At 71.7% G+C, this 19,168-nt stretch carries 16 protein-coding genes and 1 pseudogene; 9 read left to right on the forward strand and 8 right to left on the reverse strand.

Annotated features, from left to right (window positions below; genetic code table 11):
- Positions 1 to 75 precede the first annotated feature (75 nt).
- Positions 76 to 975: a D-alanyl-D-alanine carboxypeptidase family protein gene (locus tag WQO_RS16870; protein WP_010060311.1), complete on the forward strand. Its 900-nt coding sequence runs from the start codon at positions 76 to 78 to the stop codon at positions 973 to 975.
- A gap of 286 nt (positions 976 to 1,261) precedes the next feature.
- Positions 1,262 to 2,137 (forward strand): D-alanyl-D-alanine carboxypeptidase family protein, encoded by an 876-nt coding sequence (locus WQO_RS16875; RefSeq protein ID WP_050992303.1) that lies wholly within the window; start codon positions 1,262 to 1,264, stop codon positions 2,135 to 2,137.
- Positions 2,138 to 2,204: 67 nt separating this feature from the next.
- Here the strand turns inward: WQO_RS16875 and WQO_RS16880 are convergent, their stop codons facing one another.
- Genes WQO_RS16880 through pdhA form a run of 3 tightly spaced genes read right to left on the reverse strand, consistent with a single transcriptional unit; the run spans position 2,205 to position 5,814 of the window.
- Complete coding sequence (locus WQO_RS16880; protein WP_010060315.1) at positions 2,205 to 3,659, reverse strand: dihydrolipoamide acetyltransferase family protein; 1,455 nt, start codon at positions 3,657 to 3,659, stop codon at positions 2,205 to 2,207.
- A gap of 11 nt (positions 3,660 to 3,670) precedes the next feature.
- Positions 3,671 to 4,651, reverse strand: coding sequence for an alpha-ketoacid dehydrogenase subunit beta (locus WQO_RS16885; protein ID WP_010060316.1), 981 nt, complete (start codon positions 4,649 to 4,651; stop codon positions 3,671 to 3,673).
- A gap of 2 nt (positions 4,652 to 4,653) precedes the next feature.
- On the reverse strand, positions 4,654 to 5,814 hold the full coding sequence (gene pdhA, locus WQO_RS16890; RefSeq protein ID WP_010060318.1) for a pyruvate dehydrogenase (acetyl-transferring) E1 component subunit alpha: 1,161 nt from the start codon (positions 5,812 to 5,814) through the stop codon (positions 4,654 to 4,656).
- Between the two features lie 350 nt (positions 5,815 to 6,164).
- On the opposite strand from pdhA, the gene WQO_RS16895 reads away from it, so the two are divergent.
- From WQO_RS16895 to WQO_RS16905, 3 genes are all read left to right on the forward strand, one after another.
- Complete coding sequence (locus WQO_RS16895) at positions 6,165 to 6,824, forward strand: response regulator (protein WP_010060319.1); 660 nt, start codon at positions 6,165 to 6,167, stop codon at positions 6,822 to 6,824.
- Positions 6,825 to 6,911: 87 nt separating this feature from the next.
- Positions 6,912 to 7,364: a pyridoxamine 5'-phosphate oxidase family protein gene (locus WQO_RS16900; protein WP_010060320.1), complete on the forward strand. Its 453-nt coding sequence runs from the start codon at positions 6,912 to 6,914 to the stop codon at positions 7,362 to 7,364.
- Positions 7,365 to 7,493: 129 nt separating this feature from the next.
- Positions 7,494 to 8,525 (forward strand): phosphotransferase, encoded by a 1,032-nt coding sequence (locus tag WQO_RS16905; protein ID WP_058954013.1) that lies wholly within the window; start codon positions 7,494 to 7,496, stop codon positions 8,523 to 8,525.
- Between the two features lie 101 nt (positions 8,526 to 8,626).
- Here the strand turns inward: WQO_RS16905 and WQO_RS16910 are convergent, their stop codons facing one another.
- The gene (locus WQO_RS16910) at positions 8,627 to 10,222 is read right to left on the reverse strand and encodes a protein kinase domain-containing protein (protein ID WP_010060322.1); all 1,596 of its coding nucleotides are present in this window, start codon (positions 10,220 to 10,222) and stop codon (positions 8,627 to 8,629) included.
- Positions 10,223 to 10,575: 353 nt separating this feature from the next.
- Between WQO_RS16910 and WQO_RS16915 the strand changes: the two genes are divergently transcribed.
- From WQO_RS16915 to WQO_RS16930, 4 genes and pseudogenes are all read left to right on the forward strand, one after another.
- Complete coding sequence (locus tag WQO_RS16915) at positions 10,576 to 12,210, forward strand: protein kinase domain-containing protein (protein ID WP_010060323.1); 1,635 nt, start codon at positions 10,576 to 10,578, stop codon at positions 12,208 to 12,210.
- Positions 12,211 to 12,398: 188 nt separating this feature from the next.
- Positions 12,399 to 13,142: a hypothetical protein gene (locus WQO_RS16920; protein ID WP_032748366.1), complete on the forward strand. Its 744-nt coding sequence runs from the start codon at positions 12,399 to 12,401 to the stop codon at positions 13,140 to 13,142.
- Positions 13,143 to 13,199: 57 nt separating this feature from the next.
- Positions 13,200 to 13,340 (forward strand): annotated as a pseudogene (locus WQO_RS36550) (PadR family transcriptional regulator); the annotation flags it as partial.
- Between the two features lie 359 nt (positions 13,341 to 13,699).
- Entirely contained in the window at positions 13,700 to 14,248 is a 549-nt protein-coding gene (locus tag WQO_RS16930; protein ID WP_029182253.1) for a bacterial proteasome activator family protein, read from the forward strand.
- Between the two features lie 62 nt (positions 14,249 to 14,310).
- On the opposite strand, the gene WQO_RS16935 is transcribed toward WQO_RS16930, so the two are convergent.
- The 4 genes from WQO_RS16935 to WQO_RS16950 are packed head-to-tail and all read right to left on the reverse strand — an operon-like array spanning position 14,311 to position 19,097.
- Positions 14,311 to 15,300, reverse strand: coding sequence for an NAD(P)H-quinone oxidoreductase (locus WQO_RS16935; RefSeq protein WP_010060330.1), 990 nt, complete (start codon positions 15,298 to 15,300; stop codon positions 14,311 to 14,313).
- A 49-nt stretch (positions 15,301 to 15,349) separates the two neighbouring features.
- Positions 15,350 to 16,492, reverse strand: coding sequence for a potassium channel family protein (locus WQO_RS16940; RefSeq protein WP_010060331.1), 1,143 nt, complete (start codon positions 16,490 to 16,492; stop codon positions 15,350 to 15,352).
- The gene (locus WQO_RS16945) at positions 16,450 to 18,162 is read right to left on the reverse strand and encodes a molybdopterin molybdotransferase MoeA (RefSeq protein WP_058954014.1); all 1,713 of its coding nucleotides are present in this window, start codon (positions 18,160 to 18,162) and stop codon (positions 16,450 to 16,452) included. The genes WQO_RS16940 and WQO_RS16945 overlap by 43 nt, the downstream gene beginning before the upstream one ends.
- A complete protein-coding gene (locus tag WQO_RS16950; protein WP_010060333.1) occupies positions 18,159 to 19,097 on the reverse strand; it encodes an NTP transferase domain-containing protein in 939 nt (312 codons plus the stop codon). Before WQO_RS16950 ends, WQO_RS16945 begins: the two co-directional genes overlap by 4 nt.
- Positions 19,098 to 19,168 lie beyond the last annotated feature (71 nt).

The following is a 19,168-nucleotide window of genomic DNA, read 5'->3' on the forward strand; positions in this document are numbered from 1 at the left end:
GCCCCTCCTCAGGAGTCTCCTCCACGAGCGGCACCCTTATGTGGCCGCATATCAGGGGCATTTGGGAGCATTCAGTTGAAAATCGGCATCAAGCGCATCAATCGCGTCTCCGTCACGGCCACCGTGACGCTCACCGCCGGTGCGGTGCTCGCGGGCAGCGCCTTCGCCTCCACGGCACACGCCGCCACGCCGCCGGCTCCGAAGATCGTCGCCAAGGGCGGCTTCCTGATGAACGACGGCACCGGGAAGACCCTCTTCACCAAGTCCGCGGACACCCGCCGGGCCACCGGTTCGACCACGAAGATCATGACGGCGCTGGTCGTCCTGTCCCAGAAGAACGTGAACCTGAAGTCCAAGGTCACGATCCAGAAGGCGTACAGCGACTACATCGTCTCGAAGAACGCCTCGTCCGCCCGGCTCATCGTGGGCGACAAGGTGACGGTGGGCCAGCTCCTCTACGGCCTGATGCTCCCCTCCGGCTGCGACGCCGCGTACGCCCTGGCCGACAAGTTCGGCTCCGGCTCGACCCGTGCAGCCCGGGTGAAGTCGTTCATCGGCAAGATGAACTCCACGGCGAAGAGCCTCAAGCTGAAGAACACCCGCTTCGACTCGTTCGACGGCATCGGGAGCGGCAGCAACTACTCCACTCCCCGTGACCTGACGAAGATCGCCAGCAAGGCGATGAAGAACTCCACGTTCCGCTCGATCGTCAAGAGCAAGTCGACGAAGCAGAAGGTGACCACGAAGAGCGGCGGCTACCGCTACATGTCGTGGACCAACACCAACAAGCTGCTCGGCAGTTACAGCGGCGCGACCGGCGTCAAGACCGGCTCCGGCCCGACCGCCAAGTACTGCCTGGTCTTCGCGGCGACCCGCAAGGGCAAGACGGTCATCGGCACGGTGCTCACGTCCACCTCCGAGGCGAACCGCACCGCCGACGCGAAGAAGCTGATGGACTACGGCTTCAAGAAGTAGGGCCTCCGCCCCGGGACAGCCGAGAAGGCCGGTGGGCCCGCGCGGTCGCCGTGCGGGCCCACGCATCAGGGGTCAGCCGGATTCTTTGCCATGGCTGCGTACATCCTTGCGGGCCGGTCATGAGTCTCGTATCGGGGCCTCTCCATCTGGCCGGTCCCTCAATGCATTCGCGGAATCGGAGCGTTCATTGATATCGAGCCACAAGACCCGCCCCGTGGCCGGTCACCAGGCCCGCGGCAAGCGCCTGCGCAACTCGGTCGTCGCAGCCGTCGTATCCGGAGGCGTGATGCTCGGGGTCATGCCCCTCGCGTCGCCCGCCCAGGCCGCTGCCGCCCTGCCGACGCTCAGCGCCAAGGGCGCGTTCCTGCAGGACCGGGCGACCGGCGCCAAGAAGTACGGCAAGGCCGCCGACATCAAGCGGCAGATGGCCAGCACCACCAAGGTCATGACCGCCGCCGTGGTCCTCAACACCCCCGGCGTCGATCTGTCCCGCAAGGTGACCATCTCGCAGGCCTACCGCGACTACGTCACGGCCCAGGGCGCCAGCACGGCGGATCTGCGGACCGGCGACAAGGCGACGGTCCGTCAGCTGCTGCACGCCCTGATGCTTCCGTCCGGCTGCGACGCGGCGTACGCGCTCGCCGACACCTTCGGCGTGGGCTCCACCCGGGCCGCCCGGACCAAGCAGTTCATCGGCCAGATGAACGCCAAGGCCGCCTCGCTCGGGATGACCAACACCAAGTTCGACTCGTTCGACGGCATTTCGGCGGCCGGGAACAACTACTCGACCCCGCGCGACCTCGCGCAGCTCGCCAGCTACGCGATGCGGGGCTCGACCCTGCGCGGCATCATGAGCACCACCAAGTACGTGGCCCCCGTGACGGCCGGCAACGGCGGGACCCGCACGTACACCTGGTACAACACCAACCAGCTGCTCGGCTCCTACAGCGGCGCCGTCGGCATCAAGACCGGCACCGGCACCGCGGCGGGTCCCTGCCTCATCTTCGCCGCCACCCGGGGCGACAAGACGTACGTCGGCGTCATCCTGAACGGCACCGACCGCTACAACGACGCGGCCAAGCTGCTCGACTACTACTACGGTTCCAGCACCGCGTCGACCATGAAGCTGCGCACGCTGCCCCAGGGCGCACAGCGCGACTGATCCGGCACCGGGCATGACAGAAGGGTGCGGCCACCGACGGTGGCCGCACCCTTCTTCCGTTCGTCGATCAGGCCCAGGTGATGAGCCGCTTCGGCTGCTCCAGGATCGCCGCCACATCGGCCAGCACCTTGGAGCCCAGTTCGCCGTCGACCAGGCGGTGGTCGAACGACAGGGCCAGCGTGGTGACCTGACGCGGCTTCACCTTGCCCTTGTGGACCCACGGCTGGAGCTTGATCGCGCCGACCGCCAGGATCGCGGACTCGCCCGGGTTGAGGATCGGCGTACCGGTGTCGACGCCGAAGACGCCGACGTTGGTGATGGTCACCGTGCCGCCGGCCATCGCGGCCGGGGACGTCTTGCCGTCCCGGGCCGTGGTGACCAGCTCGCCCAGCGCCTCCGCGAGCTGCGGCAGCGTCTTGTCGTGCGCGTCCTTGATGTTCGGCACGATGAGACCGCGCGGGGTGGCCGCCGCGATGCCCAGGTTGACGTAGTGCTTCTGCACGATCTCCTGGTTCGCCTCGTCCCAGGCGGCGTTGACCTCGGGGTTCCGCTTGATCGCGACGAGGAGGGCCTTGGCGATGACGAGGAGCGGGTTGACCCGCACCCCCGCCATGTCCTTGTCCTCCTTGAGCTCGGCCACGAGCTTCATCGTGCGCGTCACGTCGACCGTGACGAACTCGGTGACGTGCGGCGCGGTGAACGCGCTGCCCACCATCGCCTGCGCGATGGCCTTGCGGACGCCCTTGACCGGGATACGGGTCTCGCGGGCGGAGTCGGGGACAGCTGCGGGGACAGCCGCTGCCGGGGCCTCGGGGGCCACCGGGGACGCGACCGCCGCGGGAGCCTCGGCAGCGGCCGGAGCCGCCGCCGCGTGGACGTCCTCGCGGGTGATGATGCCGTCCTTGCCGGTCGGCACCACCGTCGCCAGGTCGATGCCCAGGTCCTTGGCCAGCTTGCGGACCGGGGGCTTGGCGAGCGGGCGGCCCCCTGCCGGAGCACCGGCCGGTGCGGTCGCCGCCGGAGCGGGAGCGGGCGCCCCGTGTCCGTTCAGCTCGGCCTGCACCGCCGCCGCGACGGCGGCGGCCTCCGGAGCGACGGCCGTCCCCTTGCGCGGGCGGCGCTTGGTGGAGGACTCGGCGACCCCGTAGCCCACCAGGACCGGCGTGCGGCCCTTCGGCTCGGCCTCGGCCTCCGGCGCCTCCACCGGCTCCTGCGCCGGAGCGGCGGCGGCCGGAGCGGGCGCGTCGCCGCTGCCCGGGGCCACGTCGATCGCGATGATCACCTGGCCGACATCGACGGTCGTGCCCTCGGGGAAGCGCAGCTCGTGCACCACCCCGTCGAACGGGATCGGCAGCTCGACGGCCGCCTTCGCGGTCTCGACCTCGCACACGACCTGGCCGTCGGTGACGGTGTCGCCGGGCTGGACGAACCACTTGAGGATCTCGGCCTCGGTCAGTCCTTCGCCCACGTCGGGCATCTTGAACTCACGGAAGCGAGCAGACGTTTCGGTCATCGTCGTCACGAACCCTCTCCTCAGAACGCCAGCGAGCGGTCGACGGCGTCGAGCACCCGGTCCAGGCCGGGCAGGTACTCGTCCTCCAGCCGGGCCGGCGGGTAGGGCACGCTGTAACCGCCGACCCGCAGCACGGGGGCTTCGAGGTGGTAGAAGCAGCGCTCGGTGATCCGGGCGGCGATCTCCGCGCCGGAGCCGTAGAAGACGGGCGCCTCGTGGACGACCACGACCCGGCCGGTCTTCTCCGCCGACCTCTGGATGGCGTCGAAGTCGATCGGGGCCATCGAGCGCAGGTCCAGGACCTCGATCGACTTGCCCTCCTCCTGGGCGGCCGCGGCCGCCTCCAGGCAGACCTTGACCATCGGCCCGTACGCGACGAGCGTGAGGTCGCCGCCCTCGCGGGCGGTCACGGCCCTGTGCAGCGGGCCGGGGATGGACTCGGTGTCGACCTCGCCCTTGTCCCAGTAGCGCCGCTTGGGCTCGAAGAAGATGACCGGGTCGTCGCTCTGGACGGCCTGCTGCATCATCCAGTACGCGTCGCTCGCGTTGGACGGCGAGACCACCTTCAGGCCCGCGACGTGCGCGAAGAGCGCCTCGGGGGACTCGCTGTGGTGCTCGACCGCGCCGATGCCGCCGCCGTACGGAATGCGCACGACGACCGGCAGCTTGACCTTGCCGAGCGCGCGGGCGTGCATCTTGGCGAGCTGCGTGACGATCTGGTCGTACGCGGGGAAGACGAAGCCGTCGAACTGGATCTCGACGATGGGGCGGTAGCCGCGCAGGGCCAGGCCGATCGCCGTGCCGACGATGCCGGACTCGGCCAGCGGGGTGTCGATCACCCGGTCCTCGCCGAAGTCCTTCTGGAGCCCGTCGGTGATCCGGAAGACGCCGCCGAGCTTGCCGACGTCCTCACCCATGATGAGGACCTTGGGGTCGGTGTCGAGGGCGAGGCGGAGCGACTCGTTGAGCGCTTTCGCGATGGACATCTTTTCCACGGCCATGGCTACTTGCCCTCCTCGACAGAGTCGGCGAACGATGCCTGGTAGGCGGCGAACTGGGCGCGCTCCTCGTCCACGAGGGAGTTGCCGTCGGCGTAGGCGTGCTCGAACAGGGCCAGCGGCTCCGGGTCGGGCATCGCACGTACCGCTTCCCGTACCCGCTTGCCGAGGGTCTCGCTCTCCTCCTCCAGGGCGGTGAAGAACGCCTCGTCGGCGTGGCCGGCCTTCTCCAGGTACGTCCGCAGCCGCAGGATCGGGTCCTTGGCCTCCCAGGCGGCCCGCTCCTCGTCGGCCCGGTACTTCGTCGGGTCGTCGGAGGTGGTGTGGGCGCCCATGCGGTAGGTGAACGCCTCGACGAGGGTCGGGCCCTCGCCGCGGCGCGCCCGCTCCAGCGCGGTGCGGGTGACGGCGAGGCAGGCGAGGACGTCGTTGCCGTCGACGCGGACGCCGGGGAAGCCGAAGCCCTGGGCGCGCTGGTAGAGCGGCACGCGGGTCTGGCGCTCGGTGGGCTCGGAGATGGCCCACTGGTTGTTCTGGCAGAAGAAGACGACGGGGGCGTTGTAGACCGCGGAGAAGGTGAAGGACTCGGCGACGTCTCCCTGGCTGGAGGCGCCGTCACCGAAGTACGCGATCACGGCGGAGTCCGCACCGTCCTTGGCGACGCCCATGGCGTAGCCGGTGGCGTGCAGCGTCTGCGAGCCGATGACGATCGTGTACAGGTGGAAGTTGTTGCTGTTCGGGTCCCAGCCGCCGTGGTTCACGCCGCGGAACATGCCGAGCAGGTTGGTCGGGTCGACGCCGCGGCACCAGGCGACGCCGTGCTCCCGGTAGGTCGGGAAGACGTAGTCGTCGTCGCGCAGGGCGCGGCCACTGCCGATCTGGGCGGCCTCCTGGCCGAGCAGCGAGGCCCACAGGCCCAGCTCGCCCTGACGCTGGAGGGCGGTCGCCTCGGCGTCGAAGCGGCGGGTGAGCACCATGTCCCGGTACAGGCCGCGCAGCTCTTCCGCGCTCAGGTCGATGCTGTAGTCCGGGTGCTCGACGCGCTCGCCCTCGGGCGTCAGCAGCTGTACGAGCTGGGGCTCGGCGCTCTGCGGCTTCTTCGCGGCGCTGGTCCGCTTGCTGGCGCGTCGCGGTTTACGCGCGGCGGCAGTGCTCTCCACGGTCACGTGCGTGCTCCTCCGTCGGTCCGGCCCCCGGGGTCTGCCGGGAAACCAGTGCGGCTCGCCTGAACCCGACAGCCGTGCACGGGGTGGGTGCCGGTCGGGCCGGGATCAGGCGTGACAGGTGCCCCGGCGAGCGCCCTGTCATAGGCACGTTACCCAGTGCATCGCATAACTGCGAAACCCTCTCTGACCTGCGATTTTGCTTGGATTTCCAAGTAAATCGAAAAAAACGCGAAGCGCTGCTGGTCAGGGCACTGGAAACAGCCTTGCAGGCCGCCGGAACAACGGCACGTTATCCCGCGGATCAGCGCCAGGGAAGAGCGGAGGGGAGGCGAGTATGTGAGACTGCGGTCGTGCGCGAAGAAGGAAAAATCACGGTATTTCTGCTCGACGATCACGAAGTCGTCCGGCGCGGCGTCCATGAGCTGCTCGCCTCCGAACCGGACATCGAGGTGGTCGGCGAGGCCGGTACGGCCGCGGACGCCCTGGCCCGGATCCCGGCGACGCGGCCCGACGTGGCGGTGCTCGACGTGCGGCTGCCGGACGGCAGCGGGGTGGAGGTATGCCGGGAAGTCCGTTCCCAGGACGAGAACATCAAATGCCTGATGCTCACCTCGTACGCCGATGACGAGGCGCTTTTCGACGCGATCATGGCGGGTGCCTCGGGATATGTGCTGAAGGCGATCCGCGGCAATGAACTGCTGAATGCCGTACGGGACGTGGCGGCCGGAAAATCCCTGCTGGACCCGGTGGCGACCGCCCGGGTGCTGGAGCGGCTGCGCGACGGCGGGAGCGCCAAGGGCGACGACCGGCTCGCGGGCCTGACCGAGCAGGAGCGCAAGATCCTGGACCTGATCGGGGAGGGGCTGACCAACCGCGTCATCGGGGAGCGCCTGCACCTCGCCGAGAAGACCATCAAGAACTACGTCTCCAGCCTGCTGTCCAAGCTGGGCATGGAGCGCCGTTCGCAGGCCGCCGCGTACGTCGCACGGCTTCAGGCCGAGCGCCGCTGAACCGCCCCGGGCGCGGGACTTTGGTCCCGCGCCACCCGGGGCAGGCGACTCTTACGCGGCCCCTACGCCCGGGGGACAGTGGAAGCCATGTCCTTCGACTCCCACGGCTCCCCCCGCGAACGCCGCGCGGTCGGCACGATCGAGCGGACCGGTCCGGCCGAGCCCCTCGACCTGCTCGGCCGGGTCCCCTACGGCCGCCTCGCGACCAGCATGCGGGCCCTGCCGTTCCTGGCGGTGGCCCGGCACATCGTGAGCGACGGCCGCATCCTGCTGCGGATGCACCGGGGTTTCGGCCACCACGAGGCGTGCGACGGGAGCGTCGTCGCGTACGGGGCGGACAACTACAACGACGCGGCCTCGGGCGTCGGCGGCAACCTGTGGTCGGTGCAGTTCACCGGGCCCGCCGAGATCGTGCACCTCTGCCCCGAGCAGGAGGAACTGTTCGGCGCGGCCCCCGTCAGCGTCAACGGGGAGCCCTACGCACCGGCGTACCTCCGGGTCGATCCGCACTTCGTCACGGAACACACGCTGGACTTCTGAAGTATCGCCCCCCTTAGCGCACTGGCCGACGTCACCGCAAGTCCGCAAAGTGGCCACACAGAGTGATCTAACATCTGGTAAGTGCTGCGCTCATATGTCACTCGTCCGCCTGTTCCCCCGGTCGGCGAGGTGCTGCGCCGTTACCCGGGCGTGGGTGAGCCGCTCGCCTGCGAGCCGATCACCAAAGGCCTGCTGAACCACGGATACCGCGTCTCCACGACGAGCGGTTCCTACTTCCTCAAGCACCATCTCGACAAGAAGCACCTGGACGACACCAGCGGCGAACGCGCCGCGATCGTGCGCCAGCACCGTGCCACCCAGCGCCTGCAGTCGCTCGGCGTGCCCGTCGTGCCACCACTGACGGACACCCGGGGCGACACCGTCACCATGATCGGCGAACGCTGCTACGCCCTGCACCCCTGGGTCGAGGGCCTCCACCGGGTCGGCGCCCAGCTGACCCTCGCCCAGTCGCGCCGGCTCGGCACGCTCCTCGGCACCGTGCACACCGGCCTGGAGCAGGTGATGGCCCCGCGCGACGGCCCGCCCCGCGCGAGCCCGCCCGCCCGGCCGGGGCACCGCAGCCCGGACGCCGCCGACACCTTCGCGCTGATCGACGACCTGCTGGCCGCCGCACGCGGCGAGGACGGCCGGGACACCCCGCGCGACGCCTTCGACGAACTCGCCGTGCACCGGCTCGTGGAGCGCCGTGCCCTGCTCGAACAGCACGCCCACCGCCGCCCGCCCACGCCGGACGGGCCCGCCACCGGCTGGGTGCACGGGGACTTCCACCCGCTGAACCTGCTCTACCGGGGCGCCGACCCGGTCGCGATCGTGGACTGGGACCGGCTGGACGTACAGCCGCGCGCCGAGGAGGCGGTACGGGCGGCGGCGATCTTCTTCGTCCGGCCGGCCGGGGAACTGGACCTCGCGAAGGTACGCGCCTACGCCCGGGCGTACCGGCGGGCCGCCGGCGCGGGGGCCGGGGAACTGGCGGCCGCGGTGCACCGGGTGTGGTGGGAGCGGCTCAACGACTTCTGGATACTGCGCTGGCGCTACCGCCTGGACGACCGCAGGGCCGACCCGCAGTTTCCCGCGGTGGCGGCCCTGGCGGTGTGGTGGACGCGCGAGTACGAGGCGGTGTGCGCGGCCTTCACGGAGTGAGGCGTCCCTTCACAGGGCGAAGCGTGGTGCGGACGCGCATGAGCCCGGCGCGTGCCACGAGGGCGCACGCCGGGCTCATGGGGTGGTGCGGTGGTGCCTGGCTACGGCGTGGTGGCGCCGGCCGCCACCTCGCCGGGCGTCGTGCCCGTACCGCCGTCCTCGCCGCCGGCCCCGCCGTCGGCGGCTCCGCCGCCCGGGGTGCCGGGGTCGGTCGTCGGGTCCGTGGGCTCGCCCGTGGGCTCCCCGGTGCTGCCCTCGTTGGTGGAGCCGTCCGACGTGCCGCCGTCGCTGTCGGTCGGCGTCGGGGACGGGCTGAACGTCGGCTCGCTCGGGGTCGGGTCCGGGGTGAACGGCGGCGGGTTCGGCTCGGTCTGGCCGCCGCTGGTGGTGTCCGGCTCCTCCGGCTCCTCGCTCTCCTCCTCGGACGGCTCGTCCGAGGGCTCGTCCTCGGACTGGCTGACCGAGGTGGACGGGGTGACCGGGTCCTTGTCCTTGTCACCGTTGTCCTGCGCCGCGTTGAGGGCGAAGGCGACGCCCGCACCGATCGCGATCAGCGCGAGCAGCACGAAGAGCCACATCTTGCCGCGCCCGCCGGAACGCCGCTGTCCGCCGCCGTCGTACCCCCCGTCGTCCGGGTTGTACGGGGGCAGGATCGGTCCCTGCGAGGTGTCCCCGTGCGTCGGGTGCCCCGTGCCCATCGCGCGGGTCGAGCCGGTCATCCCGTGCGGCGGGGTCTGGCCCCCCTCGTGCAGCGCGACCGGGCCGGTGTTCCAGGTGCCCGTGTGGCCGCCCTGCACCTGGAGCATCTGCAGGCTGTACTGGACGAGCCCGCGCATCTCCTCGGCGCTCTGGAACCGGTCGTCCGGGTCCTTCGCCAGCGAGCGCATCACCATCCCGTCCAGCTCCGGCGGTACCACGTCCGAGACCTCGGAGGGCGGCACCGGGATGTCCTGGACGTGCTGGTAGACCACCGAGAGCGGGGTCTCGCCGGTGAACGGGGGCCGCAGCGCCAGCAGCTCGTAGAGCAGGCAGCCGGTGGCGTACAGGTCGGACCGGTGGTCGACGGCCTTGCCGAGCGCCTGCTCGGGCGAGAGGTACTGCGGCGTGCCCATGACCATGCCGGTCTGGGTCATCGTCGACTGCGCGCCGTGCAGCGCGCGGGCGATGCCGAAGTCCATCACCTTGACCGCGCCGGAATCCGTGATGATCACGTTGGCGGGCTTGATGTCGCGGTGCACGATGCCGTGCTGGTGCGAGTAGGCGAGGGCTTCCAGCACACCCGAGACGATGATCAGCGCCTGCTCGGGCGGCGGGGCCTCGGCGGTCAGGAGCAGATCGCGGATGGTGCGGCCCTCGACCAGTTCCATCACGATGTACGGGACGGTCTGGCCGCCCACGACGTCCTCGCCGGAGTCGTACACGGCGACGATCGCATGGTGGTTGAGGCCCGCGACGGACTGTGCCTCGCGGGTGAAGCGGGCCTTGGAGACCGGGTCCTCGGCCAGGTCGGAGCGGAGCAGCTTCACCGCGACCGTGCGTCCGAGCCGGACGTCCTCCGCCGCGTAGACCTCTGCCATGCCGCCCCGGCCGAGCCGGTGGGTCATCCGGTAACGGCCGTCACCGACGACGCCGCCGACGCCCCAGGAGTCGGTGCCATCCGAGACTCCGCCGCCGTTTGCTTCGGAATCGGGTGCCATCAGTCCTCGCCGTCGTATCTGTCCGCGCGTCCGCGGGTTCTCACGGTGCCTTGCTGCATTGCCACGTCACGCTACAGCCTCCGCCGGACACCACGGTTCCGCTCCGGCAGGATCATCGGACCGCCCGGCGCGTCCTGCACGGGATTTTGATGCGTTTCCTGTAACGCTTCCGAGACGCTTCTTGTGCGTAGGGTCACGGAACGGGCACCCGGCTTGACGTGTCGGACCCCTACGGCAGACTTGGCGCGTCATCGCGTTGTACGGGAACCGCGTCGCACGCAATCACGTCAGACAGAAACACGTCGGACAGAAACGCCGCGTGCGACCGCGCGCCGCCGAGGGGGAAGCAAGTCATGAGCCAGGACGGCGCACAGGGCCGCTATGCGGGCGGGTCGGTCGCGGGCGGCCGCTACCAGCTGCGCGACCTGCTCGGCGAGGGCGGGATGGCGTCCGTGTACCTGGCGTACGACTCCGCCCTGGACCGCCAGGTCGCGATCAAGACCCTGCACACCGAGCTCGGGCGCGAGCAGTCCTTCCGCGAGCGCTTCCGGCGCGAGGCACAGGCCGTCGCCAAGCTCCAGCACACCAACATCGTCTCCGTCTTCGACACCGGCGAGGACGAGCTCGGCGGTGCGCTGATGCCGTACATCGTCATGGAGTACGTCGAGGGGCAGCCGCTCGGCTCGGTGCTGGCCGCCGACATCCGCACACACGGCGCGATGCCCGCCGACAAGGCCCTCAAGGTGACGGCGGACGTGCTCGCCGCCCTGGAGACCAGCCACGAGATGGGCCTGGTCCACCGGGACATCAAGCCGGGCAACGTGATGATGACCAAGCGCGGCGTCGTCAAGGTCATGGACTTCGGCATCGCCCGTGCCATGCAGTCCGGCGTCACCTCGATGACCCAGACCGGCATGGTCGTCGGCACCCCGCAGTACCTCTCCCCCGAGCAGGCCCTCGGCCGCGGCGTCGACGCCCGGTCCGACCTGTACTCGGTCGGGATCATGCTCTTCCAGCTGCTCACCGGCCGGATCCCGTTCGACGCGGACTCGCCGCTGGCCATCGCGTACGCGCATGTGCAGGAGGAGCCGGTCGCGCCCTCCAGCATCAACCGGTCGGTCACCCCGGCGATGGACGCCCTCGTCGCCCGCGCGCTCAAGAAGAACCCGAACGAGCGCTTCCCCAGCGCCGCCGCGATGCGCGACGAGATCGCCCGCGTGCTGAACGCCTCCGGCGGCCAGACCGGTGCCCCGATGATCGTGTCGGGCGGCGGGCCCGCCAACAGCGGCTCCGGCGTCGGCTCGGCGGTGTTCCCGCCGGTCGACCAGAGCACCCCGGCGCCCCACAGCGTCCAGACGCCGTACCAGCCGCATCCGCACCAGCAGCCGGGGCCGTACGGCCGGCCCACCCCCGCGCCGAGCTACGGCTACCCGCAGTCCGGTCAGGTCCAGGGCTATCCGACCCCGGGCCAGCTGTCGCACCAGACCCCGCCGCCGTACTCGATCAGCCCGCAGCACTCGACGGCTGTGGGCACCACCGGTGGCGGCGGCTCGAAGCGGAACATGCCGGTCATCGTCGGCTCGATCGTCGTGGCCCTGCTGGCCGTCGGCGGTCTGATCACCGCCGTCGCCCTCCAGGGCGACGGCAAGGACGACGAGGCAGGCAAGGGCGGCGAGACGGGCACGGAGCAGGTGGAGGGCTACCGCCCGCCGGAGCGCAACCGGACGATGAAGGAAACGGACTGCTCGAACGCCTCGGAGGACTCCAACGACCCGGCGAAGGTCCAGGCACCGAACTTCGTCTACAAGGACATCCAGTCCGCGAAGGCGTGCGCGAACGCAGCAGGGTGGACGGTCAAGGAGATCGAGGAGCCGGGCAACACCTACGCCGACGGCCAGGTCGTCGGCCAGTTCCCGTCCTCCGGTACGGCGGTCCCCGAGCGCGGTGCCCACTTTGAGTTGAAGGTCTCCACCGGTAAGCCGTCCTGAACCACCGGTAAGCCGTCCTGACCATCGGTATGCCGTCCTGAAACGTCGGTGTCCGAAGGTGATCGTTACGGTTCACGGATCTCGCCGGAGCTTCGTCAGAGACCGGTACGTGGACCGGTAACGGGCCCCTGATTTCCGGATACCGCGTCCGGGATGCCGGATGCAGGGGCCCGTGTGACGCTGATCTCATGGCTCCAGGACTTCCGGCCGCATGGCCGTCGAGGTGTGCGGTCTGTCTGCTGGCGGCGGCCGGAGCGGCGCTGGGGCCGTCGGCCGGCTCCGCCCACGGTTCCTCGGCGCCCGACGGTCCGCCGTCCGTCACCGCCCCGGGGACGTCGGGCCCCACCGCGACCGCGTCCGCCGTCCCGCCCTCGCCGGCCTCTCCGCCGCCCGTCCCGTCGGGCTCCGCGTCACCCTCGGCGGTTCCCTCCGCGCTGCCCCTGCCGTCCGGCGCCCCGGCTTCCGGAGCGTGGGGGACGGGGCCGTCCCCGTCCTCCCCGGTGGCGACCGGGAGCGGCGCGCACACCCCCGGCGGAGCCGGTTCCGGGCCCGGGGCCGACGCACCCGAGCCCTCTTCCTCTCCTTCCGCTTCGCCCGGCGTATCGGGGTCGACCGTCCCCCTGGCCGGGCGCGAGGCCGGGGCGGGCAAGGCGCGTCCCGGGCGTTCGCTGTCGCCGATGGAGCTGGCGCGGGCCGGTGACCCCGTCGAGGAGGATCCGCCGGAGGAGACCGCCGAGGGGATCGCGGACCCCGTCGACCTGCCTGCTTCCACCCCGCCGCCCGACGCGTTCAGCGACCCGGGGCAGCGGTCCGGGCAGGCGCTGGACGCGGCTGCCGTACGGCGGGTGCAGGAGGTCTCGCTCGGTACGGGCATCGCCCTGGTCGGACTCGGACTCGGCTTCCTCGCGTTCCGTATGCGCCGCGCGAACTGAGCGTCGCACCCCGCGGTTCCGGCTCCGACGAGACTTGCCAGGAGGGACATACTCAGTATGTCCATTCGTCACGGCCTGCTGGCCCTGCTGGAGCGGGGCCCTCGTTACGGGTCCCAGCTCCGCACCGAGTTCGAGTCGCGCACCGGCTCCACCTGGCCCCTGAACGTCGGCCAGGTCTACACGACGCTCCAGTGCCTGGTCGTCGCCCTGACCGGGGTCCTGCTGGGAACGGCGGCAGGACTCGTCCCCGCGGTCGCCCTGCGCCTGACCGACCTGCGCGCGGCCCTGGAGAAGATGCGGGAGGACCCGATGCAGTCGGCGTACACGCCGATCGTGATGCCGTGGGAGACCGTCGGGCTGCTGGCCCTGGTCGTCCCGGTGCTCGCCGGTCTGCTGGCCGCCGCTCTCACCAGCTCCCGGCTGACCCTGGCCCGGCGCGCGGGCTGAACGGCACGTCCGGGTCTCCCGGAGGGGTTCCGGTGCCCCCGAAGACGGTGGATCTTCCGTTTTCGGGGGCACCAACGTGGTGTACGGCATGTGTGCGAGACAATGGCGGCATGGAAATGCCGAGGAATGACCGGTCGCAGGAGCACCCGCAGGTCCTTGTCGTGGGCCAGGACGGAATGGCTATCGGCGGCGGTGCCAGTGACGACGAGTCGCGCGAGGTCCCGGTGACGGAAATGGTGGAACAGCCCGCGAAGGTCATGCGCATCGGCAGCATGATCAAGCAGCTTCTGGAGGAGGTCAGGGCGGCTCCTCTCGACGAGGCGAGCCGGGTCAGGCTCAAGGAGATCCACGCCAGCTCCGTGAAGGAGCTGGAGGACGGCCTGGCGCCCGAGCTGGTCGAGGAGCTGGAGCGGCTCTCCCTGCCGTTCACCGAGGAGTCGGTGCCCTCCGAGGCTGAGCTGCGGATCGCCCAGGCCCAGCTCGTGGGCTGGCTGGAGGGCCTCTTCCACGGCATCCAGACGGCGCTGTTCGCCCAGCAGATGGCGGCCCGCGCCCAACTGGAGCAGATGCGCCGTGCCCTGCCGCCCGGTATGACCCACGAGGACGAGGAAGGCGGCGCGGACCCGCACGGCCCGATCCGTTCGGGCCCGTATCTGTAGATCCGCGTCCGTTCCCGGCCCCGGTCCGGACCGGGAAAGGCCCGGACCGGGAACGGCCCCGATCAGCCGGCCGACGGCGCCACCAGCAGGACCTTGCCGATGTGCGCACTGGACTCCAGCACCCGGTGCGCCTCGGCGGCGTCCGCCATCGGCAGGGTCCGGTCCACCACGGGCTTGACCACCCCGCCGCCGATCAACGGCCACACGTGCTCGCGTACGGCGGCGACGATGGCGGCCTTCTCCTGGAGCGGGCGGCCCCGCAGGGAGGTCGCGGTGACGGCGGCCCGCTTGGTCAGCAGGGCGCCGAGGTTCAGCTCGCCCTTGGCGCCGCCCTGGAGACCGATGATCGCGAGGCGGCCGTTGACGGCGAGCGCCTGGACGTTCCGGTCCAGGTACTTGGCCCCGATCAGGTCCAGGATGACGTCGGCCCCCGCTCCGGCGGTGTTCTCCCGGATCTCCTCGACGAAGTCCTGCTCGCGGTAGTTGATGAGGATGTCCGCCCCCAGCTCGGCGCACCGGGCGAGCTTCTCCGGGCTGCCCGCCGTGACCGCGACCCGGGCCCCGACCGCCTTCGCCAGCTGGATCGCCATCGTGCCGATGCCGCTGGAGCCGCCGTGCACCAGGAAGGTCTCTCCGGGGCGCAGGTGGGACACCATGAAGACGTTGGACCACACCGTCGCGGTGACCTCGGGCAGCGCCGCGGCCTCCACCAGGCCGACGCCCTCCGGTACGGGGAGGAGCTGGCCGGCCGGAACGGCGACCTTCTCCGCGTAACCGCCGCCCGCCAGCAGCGCGCACACGGCGTCGCCGACCGCCCAGCCCGTCACCCCGGGCCCGAGCGCGACGACACGGCCCGCGCACTCCAGGCCGGGGTAGGGGGACGCGCCGGGCGGCGGATCGTAGAAGCCCTGCCGCTGGAGCACATCGGCCCGGTTCACGGCGCTGGCGACGACCTCGACGAGGACCTCGCCGTCACCGGGTACGGGATCGGGCACCTCGGCCCAGACGAGCGCCTCGGGACCACCGGGTTCGGGAATCGTGATCGCATACATGGCCGCGAGGCTACTCCCGCCGCGCTCGCCCGAGCGGGCGCCTCGTCGGTCAGGGTCGCTGGTGCGGAGGCATCGGGTTCTTCGGCAGCGCGGCCGAACTGGGGCTCGCCCGCACGATGGTGATGACCCGGTCCGTCAACTGCAGGGGGCTGGCCGCCGGGTCGTCGTAACCGAGCAGCCGGTGCCCCCGCAGCACGCTGACGACCAGGTCCTCGGTCTCCCGGACGTTCTTGCCCACCTCGGCCTTTATGACCGGCCGCTCGACGAGATCGAGGCCGCTGCCCTGCTGGATCAGGTCCTCCATCACGGTGCCCGCGCTCGGGCTGAGGACGGAGAGGCCGAGCAGCCGTCCGGCGGCACTGGCGCTGGTGATCACCGCGTCCGCACCGGACTGCCGGAGCAGGGGCGCGTTCTCCTCCTCACGGACCGCCGCCACGATCTTCGCCCCGCGGTTCAGCTGGCGCGCGGTCAGCGCGACCAGGACGGCGGTGTCGTCGCGCTGGGTCGCGATGATGATCTGACGCGCCTTCTGGAGCTCGGCGCGCAGCAGCACATCGCTGCGGGTGGCGTCACCGAGCACCCCGGTGAAGCCCTCGGCGTTGGCGGCCTCGATCACCTTGGAGGCCGGGTCGACGATGACGATCTGGTCCTTCGACAGACCGGTGGCACAGAGGGTCAGAATCGCCGAGCGGCCCTTCGTGCCGAAGCCGACGACGACGGTGTGGTCTCGCAAGTTGGCTCTCCAACGCTTCAGCCGGAAGTCCTCCCGGGTCCGCTCCGTGAGGACCTCGAGAGTGGTACCGACCAGGATGATCAGGAACATCACGCGCAGCGGTGTCACGAGCACCACGTTGATCAGCCGTGCTCCGTCGCTGTACGGCGTGATGTCGCCGTACCCGGTGGTGGAGAGGGTGACCGTCGCGTAGTAGACCGCGTCCAGCAGGTCGACCTTGCCGTCGGCGTTGTCGTTGTAACCGCTGCGGTCGAGCCAGACGATCAGCACGGTCGCGGCCAGCACGAGCAGCGCCATCAACAGGCGTTTGGCGACCTGGCGGGCCGGACCGAGGGCCACCCGGCGGGGGAGCATCACCCGGGTCGGCACGACCAGTTCATCGGCTCGCCTGGCCATCGCATCGTGGCCGGGAAGTTTCACGTGAAACACCCTTCCGTCCACGGCGTCGCCGGGGCCCATGGGAGATCCAGAATCTCCACCTCGGTGCCGGACCGTACCCCGCCCGGCGGCACCACAGCCAGTCCGTCCGCCGCGGCGATCCCCCGCAGCATCGCGGGCCCGTTGTAGCGCAGCGGCGCGACATGGTCCCGGCCGCCCGCCCGGCCCGGGCGGTGGACCACGGGGACGAGGCGGGTGTCGTGCGGATGGCCGTGCACCTCGGCGTGGACGAGGGCCCGGTACGGGTCCTGCGCGGGGCGGCCCGCGATGCCCGCGAGCAACGGCTCCGCGAGCGTCAGCAGACCCGATACGGCCGCGAGCGGATTGCCGGGAAGCCCCACGAGATACGGCCCGTCCGGCGACAGCCGGGCCAGCAGCATCGGGTGACCGGGGCGGACCGCGACCCCGTCCACCAGCAGTTCGGCCCCGAGGGCGTCGAGGACCGGGTGCACATGGTCGACCGGACCGGCGGCGGTGCCCCCGGTGGTGACGATCAGGTCGGCGTCGGAGGAGGTGAGGGCATCGCGCAGCGCCCCGGCGTCGTCCCCGAGCCGGCGGGCGCCGGAGACCTCGGCGCCGAGGGCCCGCAGCCAGGGGCCGAGCATGGGGCCGAGGGCGTCCCGGATCAGCCCGTCGTGCGGCAGACCGGCGTTGAGGAGTTCGTCGCCGAGGACAAGGATGTCGACGCGCGGACGGGGCACGACGGGCAGCGCGTCGTACCCGGCGGCCGCGGCGAGGCCGAGCACCGCCGGGGTCACGACCGTCCCGGCCGGAACGAGCTGCTCGCCCGAGCGGCATTCCTGGCCCCGGGGCCTGATGTCCTGCCCGGTGACCACGGACCGCCGGGCGTGGAGCAGCCCCCTGGCCTCGTCGACGTGGGCGTGCTCGCTGCGGATGACCGCCGTGGTCTCGGGCGGCACGCGGGCGCCGGTGGCGATCCGTACGGCGGTGCCGTCGGGCAGCGCGGCGGCCGGGCTGCGTCCGGCGAGGAGCCCCGCCCCGGCCTCGAACGCCCAGGGGCCGGGTCCGGCGACGGCCCAGCCGTCCATGGCCGAGGTGTCGAAGGACGGCAGATCGGTGAGCGCGCCGAGCGCCTCGGCCAGCACGTGCCCGAGCGCACGGTCGAGCGCCAACCGGATCGTCGCGGGCGGACGGCCCCGCCCCGCCCGTGCCGCGACCGCCCGCGCCCGGTCCCAGGACGGGGGCGGGGGCGAGGTCTTCGCGGGGTCGCCCGGGAGGGCCCTCTCGGGGAGGGGCGGCTGTTCGCTGCCGGGCGCCGGGGCGGTGGCCGGGGTGGCGCGACCGTCGCGGCGGTCGTCGTCGCGCCGGTCGTTGTCGCGGCCGTCGTTGTCGCGGCCGTCGTTGTCGCGGCCGTCGTTGTCGCGGCCGTCGTACGGGTGACTGTCGCTGCTCCGATGGGCGTGCGGGTCGCGGCTTCGGTCCGCGTGCGTGTTGCTGCTCCGGCCGGCGTTCAGGTCCTCGTCCCGGGGGCCTCGGTGGCCCCCGGAGTCCCGGCTGCGGCTCGCGGGCTCGCCCGACCCTCCGGACCGGTCGGACCGGCCCGACCCGCCGACCAGGGCGAGTGCCTGCTCGACGGCCCGCTCCTCCTCCTCGCGTGCGCGTTCGCTCGCGGACCCGGGGGCACGGACGTCGCTGCCGGGCTCACGGTGCGGCCCGTCGGAGCCGGTCACGATGTCCCGGTCCCCTCGCGGCCCGCGTCGGGCTTCGCCCCGCCCGCCGGCCCGCCCGACGCATCGCCGCCCTGTCCCGCCGACTCCGCCGCCTCCGCTTCCCAGCGCAGAGCGAGGGCGGTGGCCTTGCGCGAGGCCTCCGCGACCGCCGCGGCGGCCTCGTCGGGGCCCGCACCGGCGCTCGCCCTGGCTGCCGCGTACCCGACCAGGAAGGTCGTGAGCGGGGCGGCGGGCCGGGCGACTCCGTGCGCGGCGTCACGGGCGAGGTCGAGCAGGACACCGGTGTCGACGTCGAGTTCGATTCCCAGTTCGTTCTTGACCGAGGTGATCCATTCGTCCAGCACGGCCCCATGCTCCCTGATCCGGGCTCGGGCGGCGGCGATGTCGTCCCAGGTGTCGCAGTCGAACGCGGCGTCAGGACCCGCGTCGATCCGGGCGAGCTCCAGCTCCGCCGTCAGAATCCGCAGCGGCAGCCCGGTGAGGCTCCCGTACTCGGTGGCGATCAGGGCCAGCTCCCGGCGGAGCGGCTCGGCGCGGTACGCGGCCACGAGCGGCTGGTCGTGCCCGTCGGGGTCGGTGCACAGGGCGCCTTCGCTGCCGGGCTCTCCGGCGGCGGCGAGCAGCGCGTCGACCGTGCCCGGGCCGAGGAAGGGCAGGTCGGCGGAGAGAACGAGAACGTACTCCGCCGTCGTCAGCTTCAGCCCCGCGCCCAGCGCCGCCAACGGGCCGCCGCCCTGCGGCACTTCCCGGGTCCAGAGCACCGGGCGGGCGGTCGCGCGGCGGTCGCCCACCACGACGGTGCGGGCCGCGCCGTCACAGGCCGCGAGGACCCGGTCGAGCAGCGCCCGGCCGCCCACCCGGACCCCTGGCTTGTCGGCGCCGCCGAGCCGCTTCGCGGCCCCTCCGGCAAGGACGATCACGTCGTAGGCGGTCATACGTCGAGTATGGGCGGCGCGCCGGAGCGAAGCCCCCGCCGGGGTGGCCGGAAGACCGGCACCCGCGACAG

Source organism: Streptomyces globisporus C-1027 (genome assembly GCF_000261345.2).
GTDB lineage: Bacteria > Actinomycetota > Actinomycetes > Streptomycetales > Streptomycetaceae > Streptomyces > Streptomyces pakalii.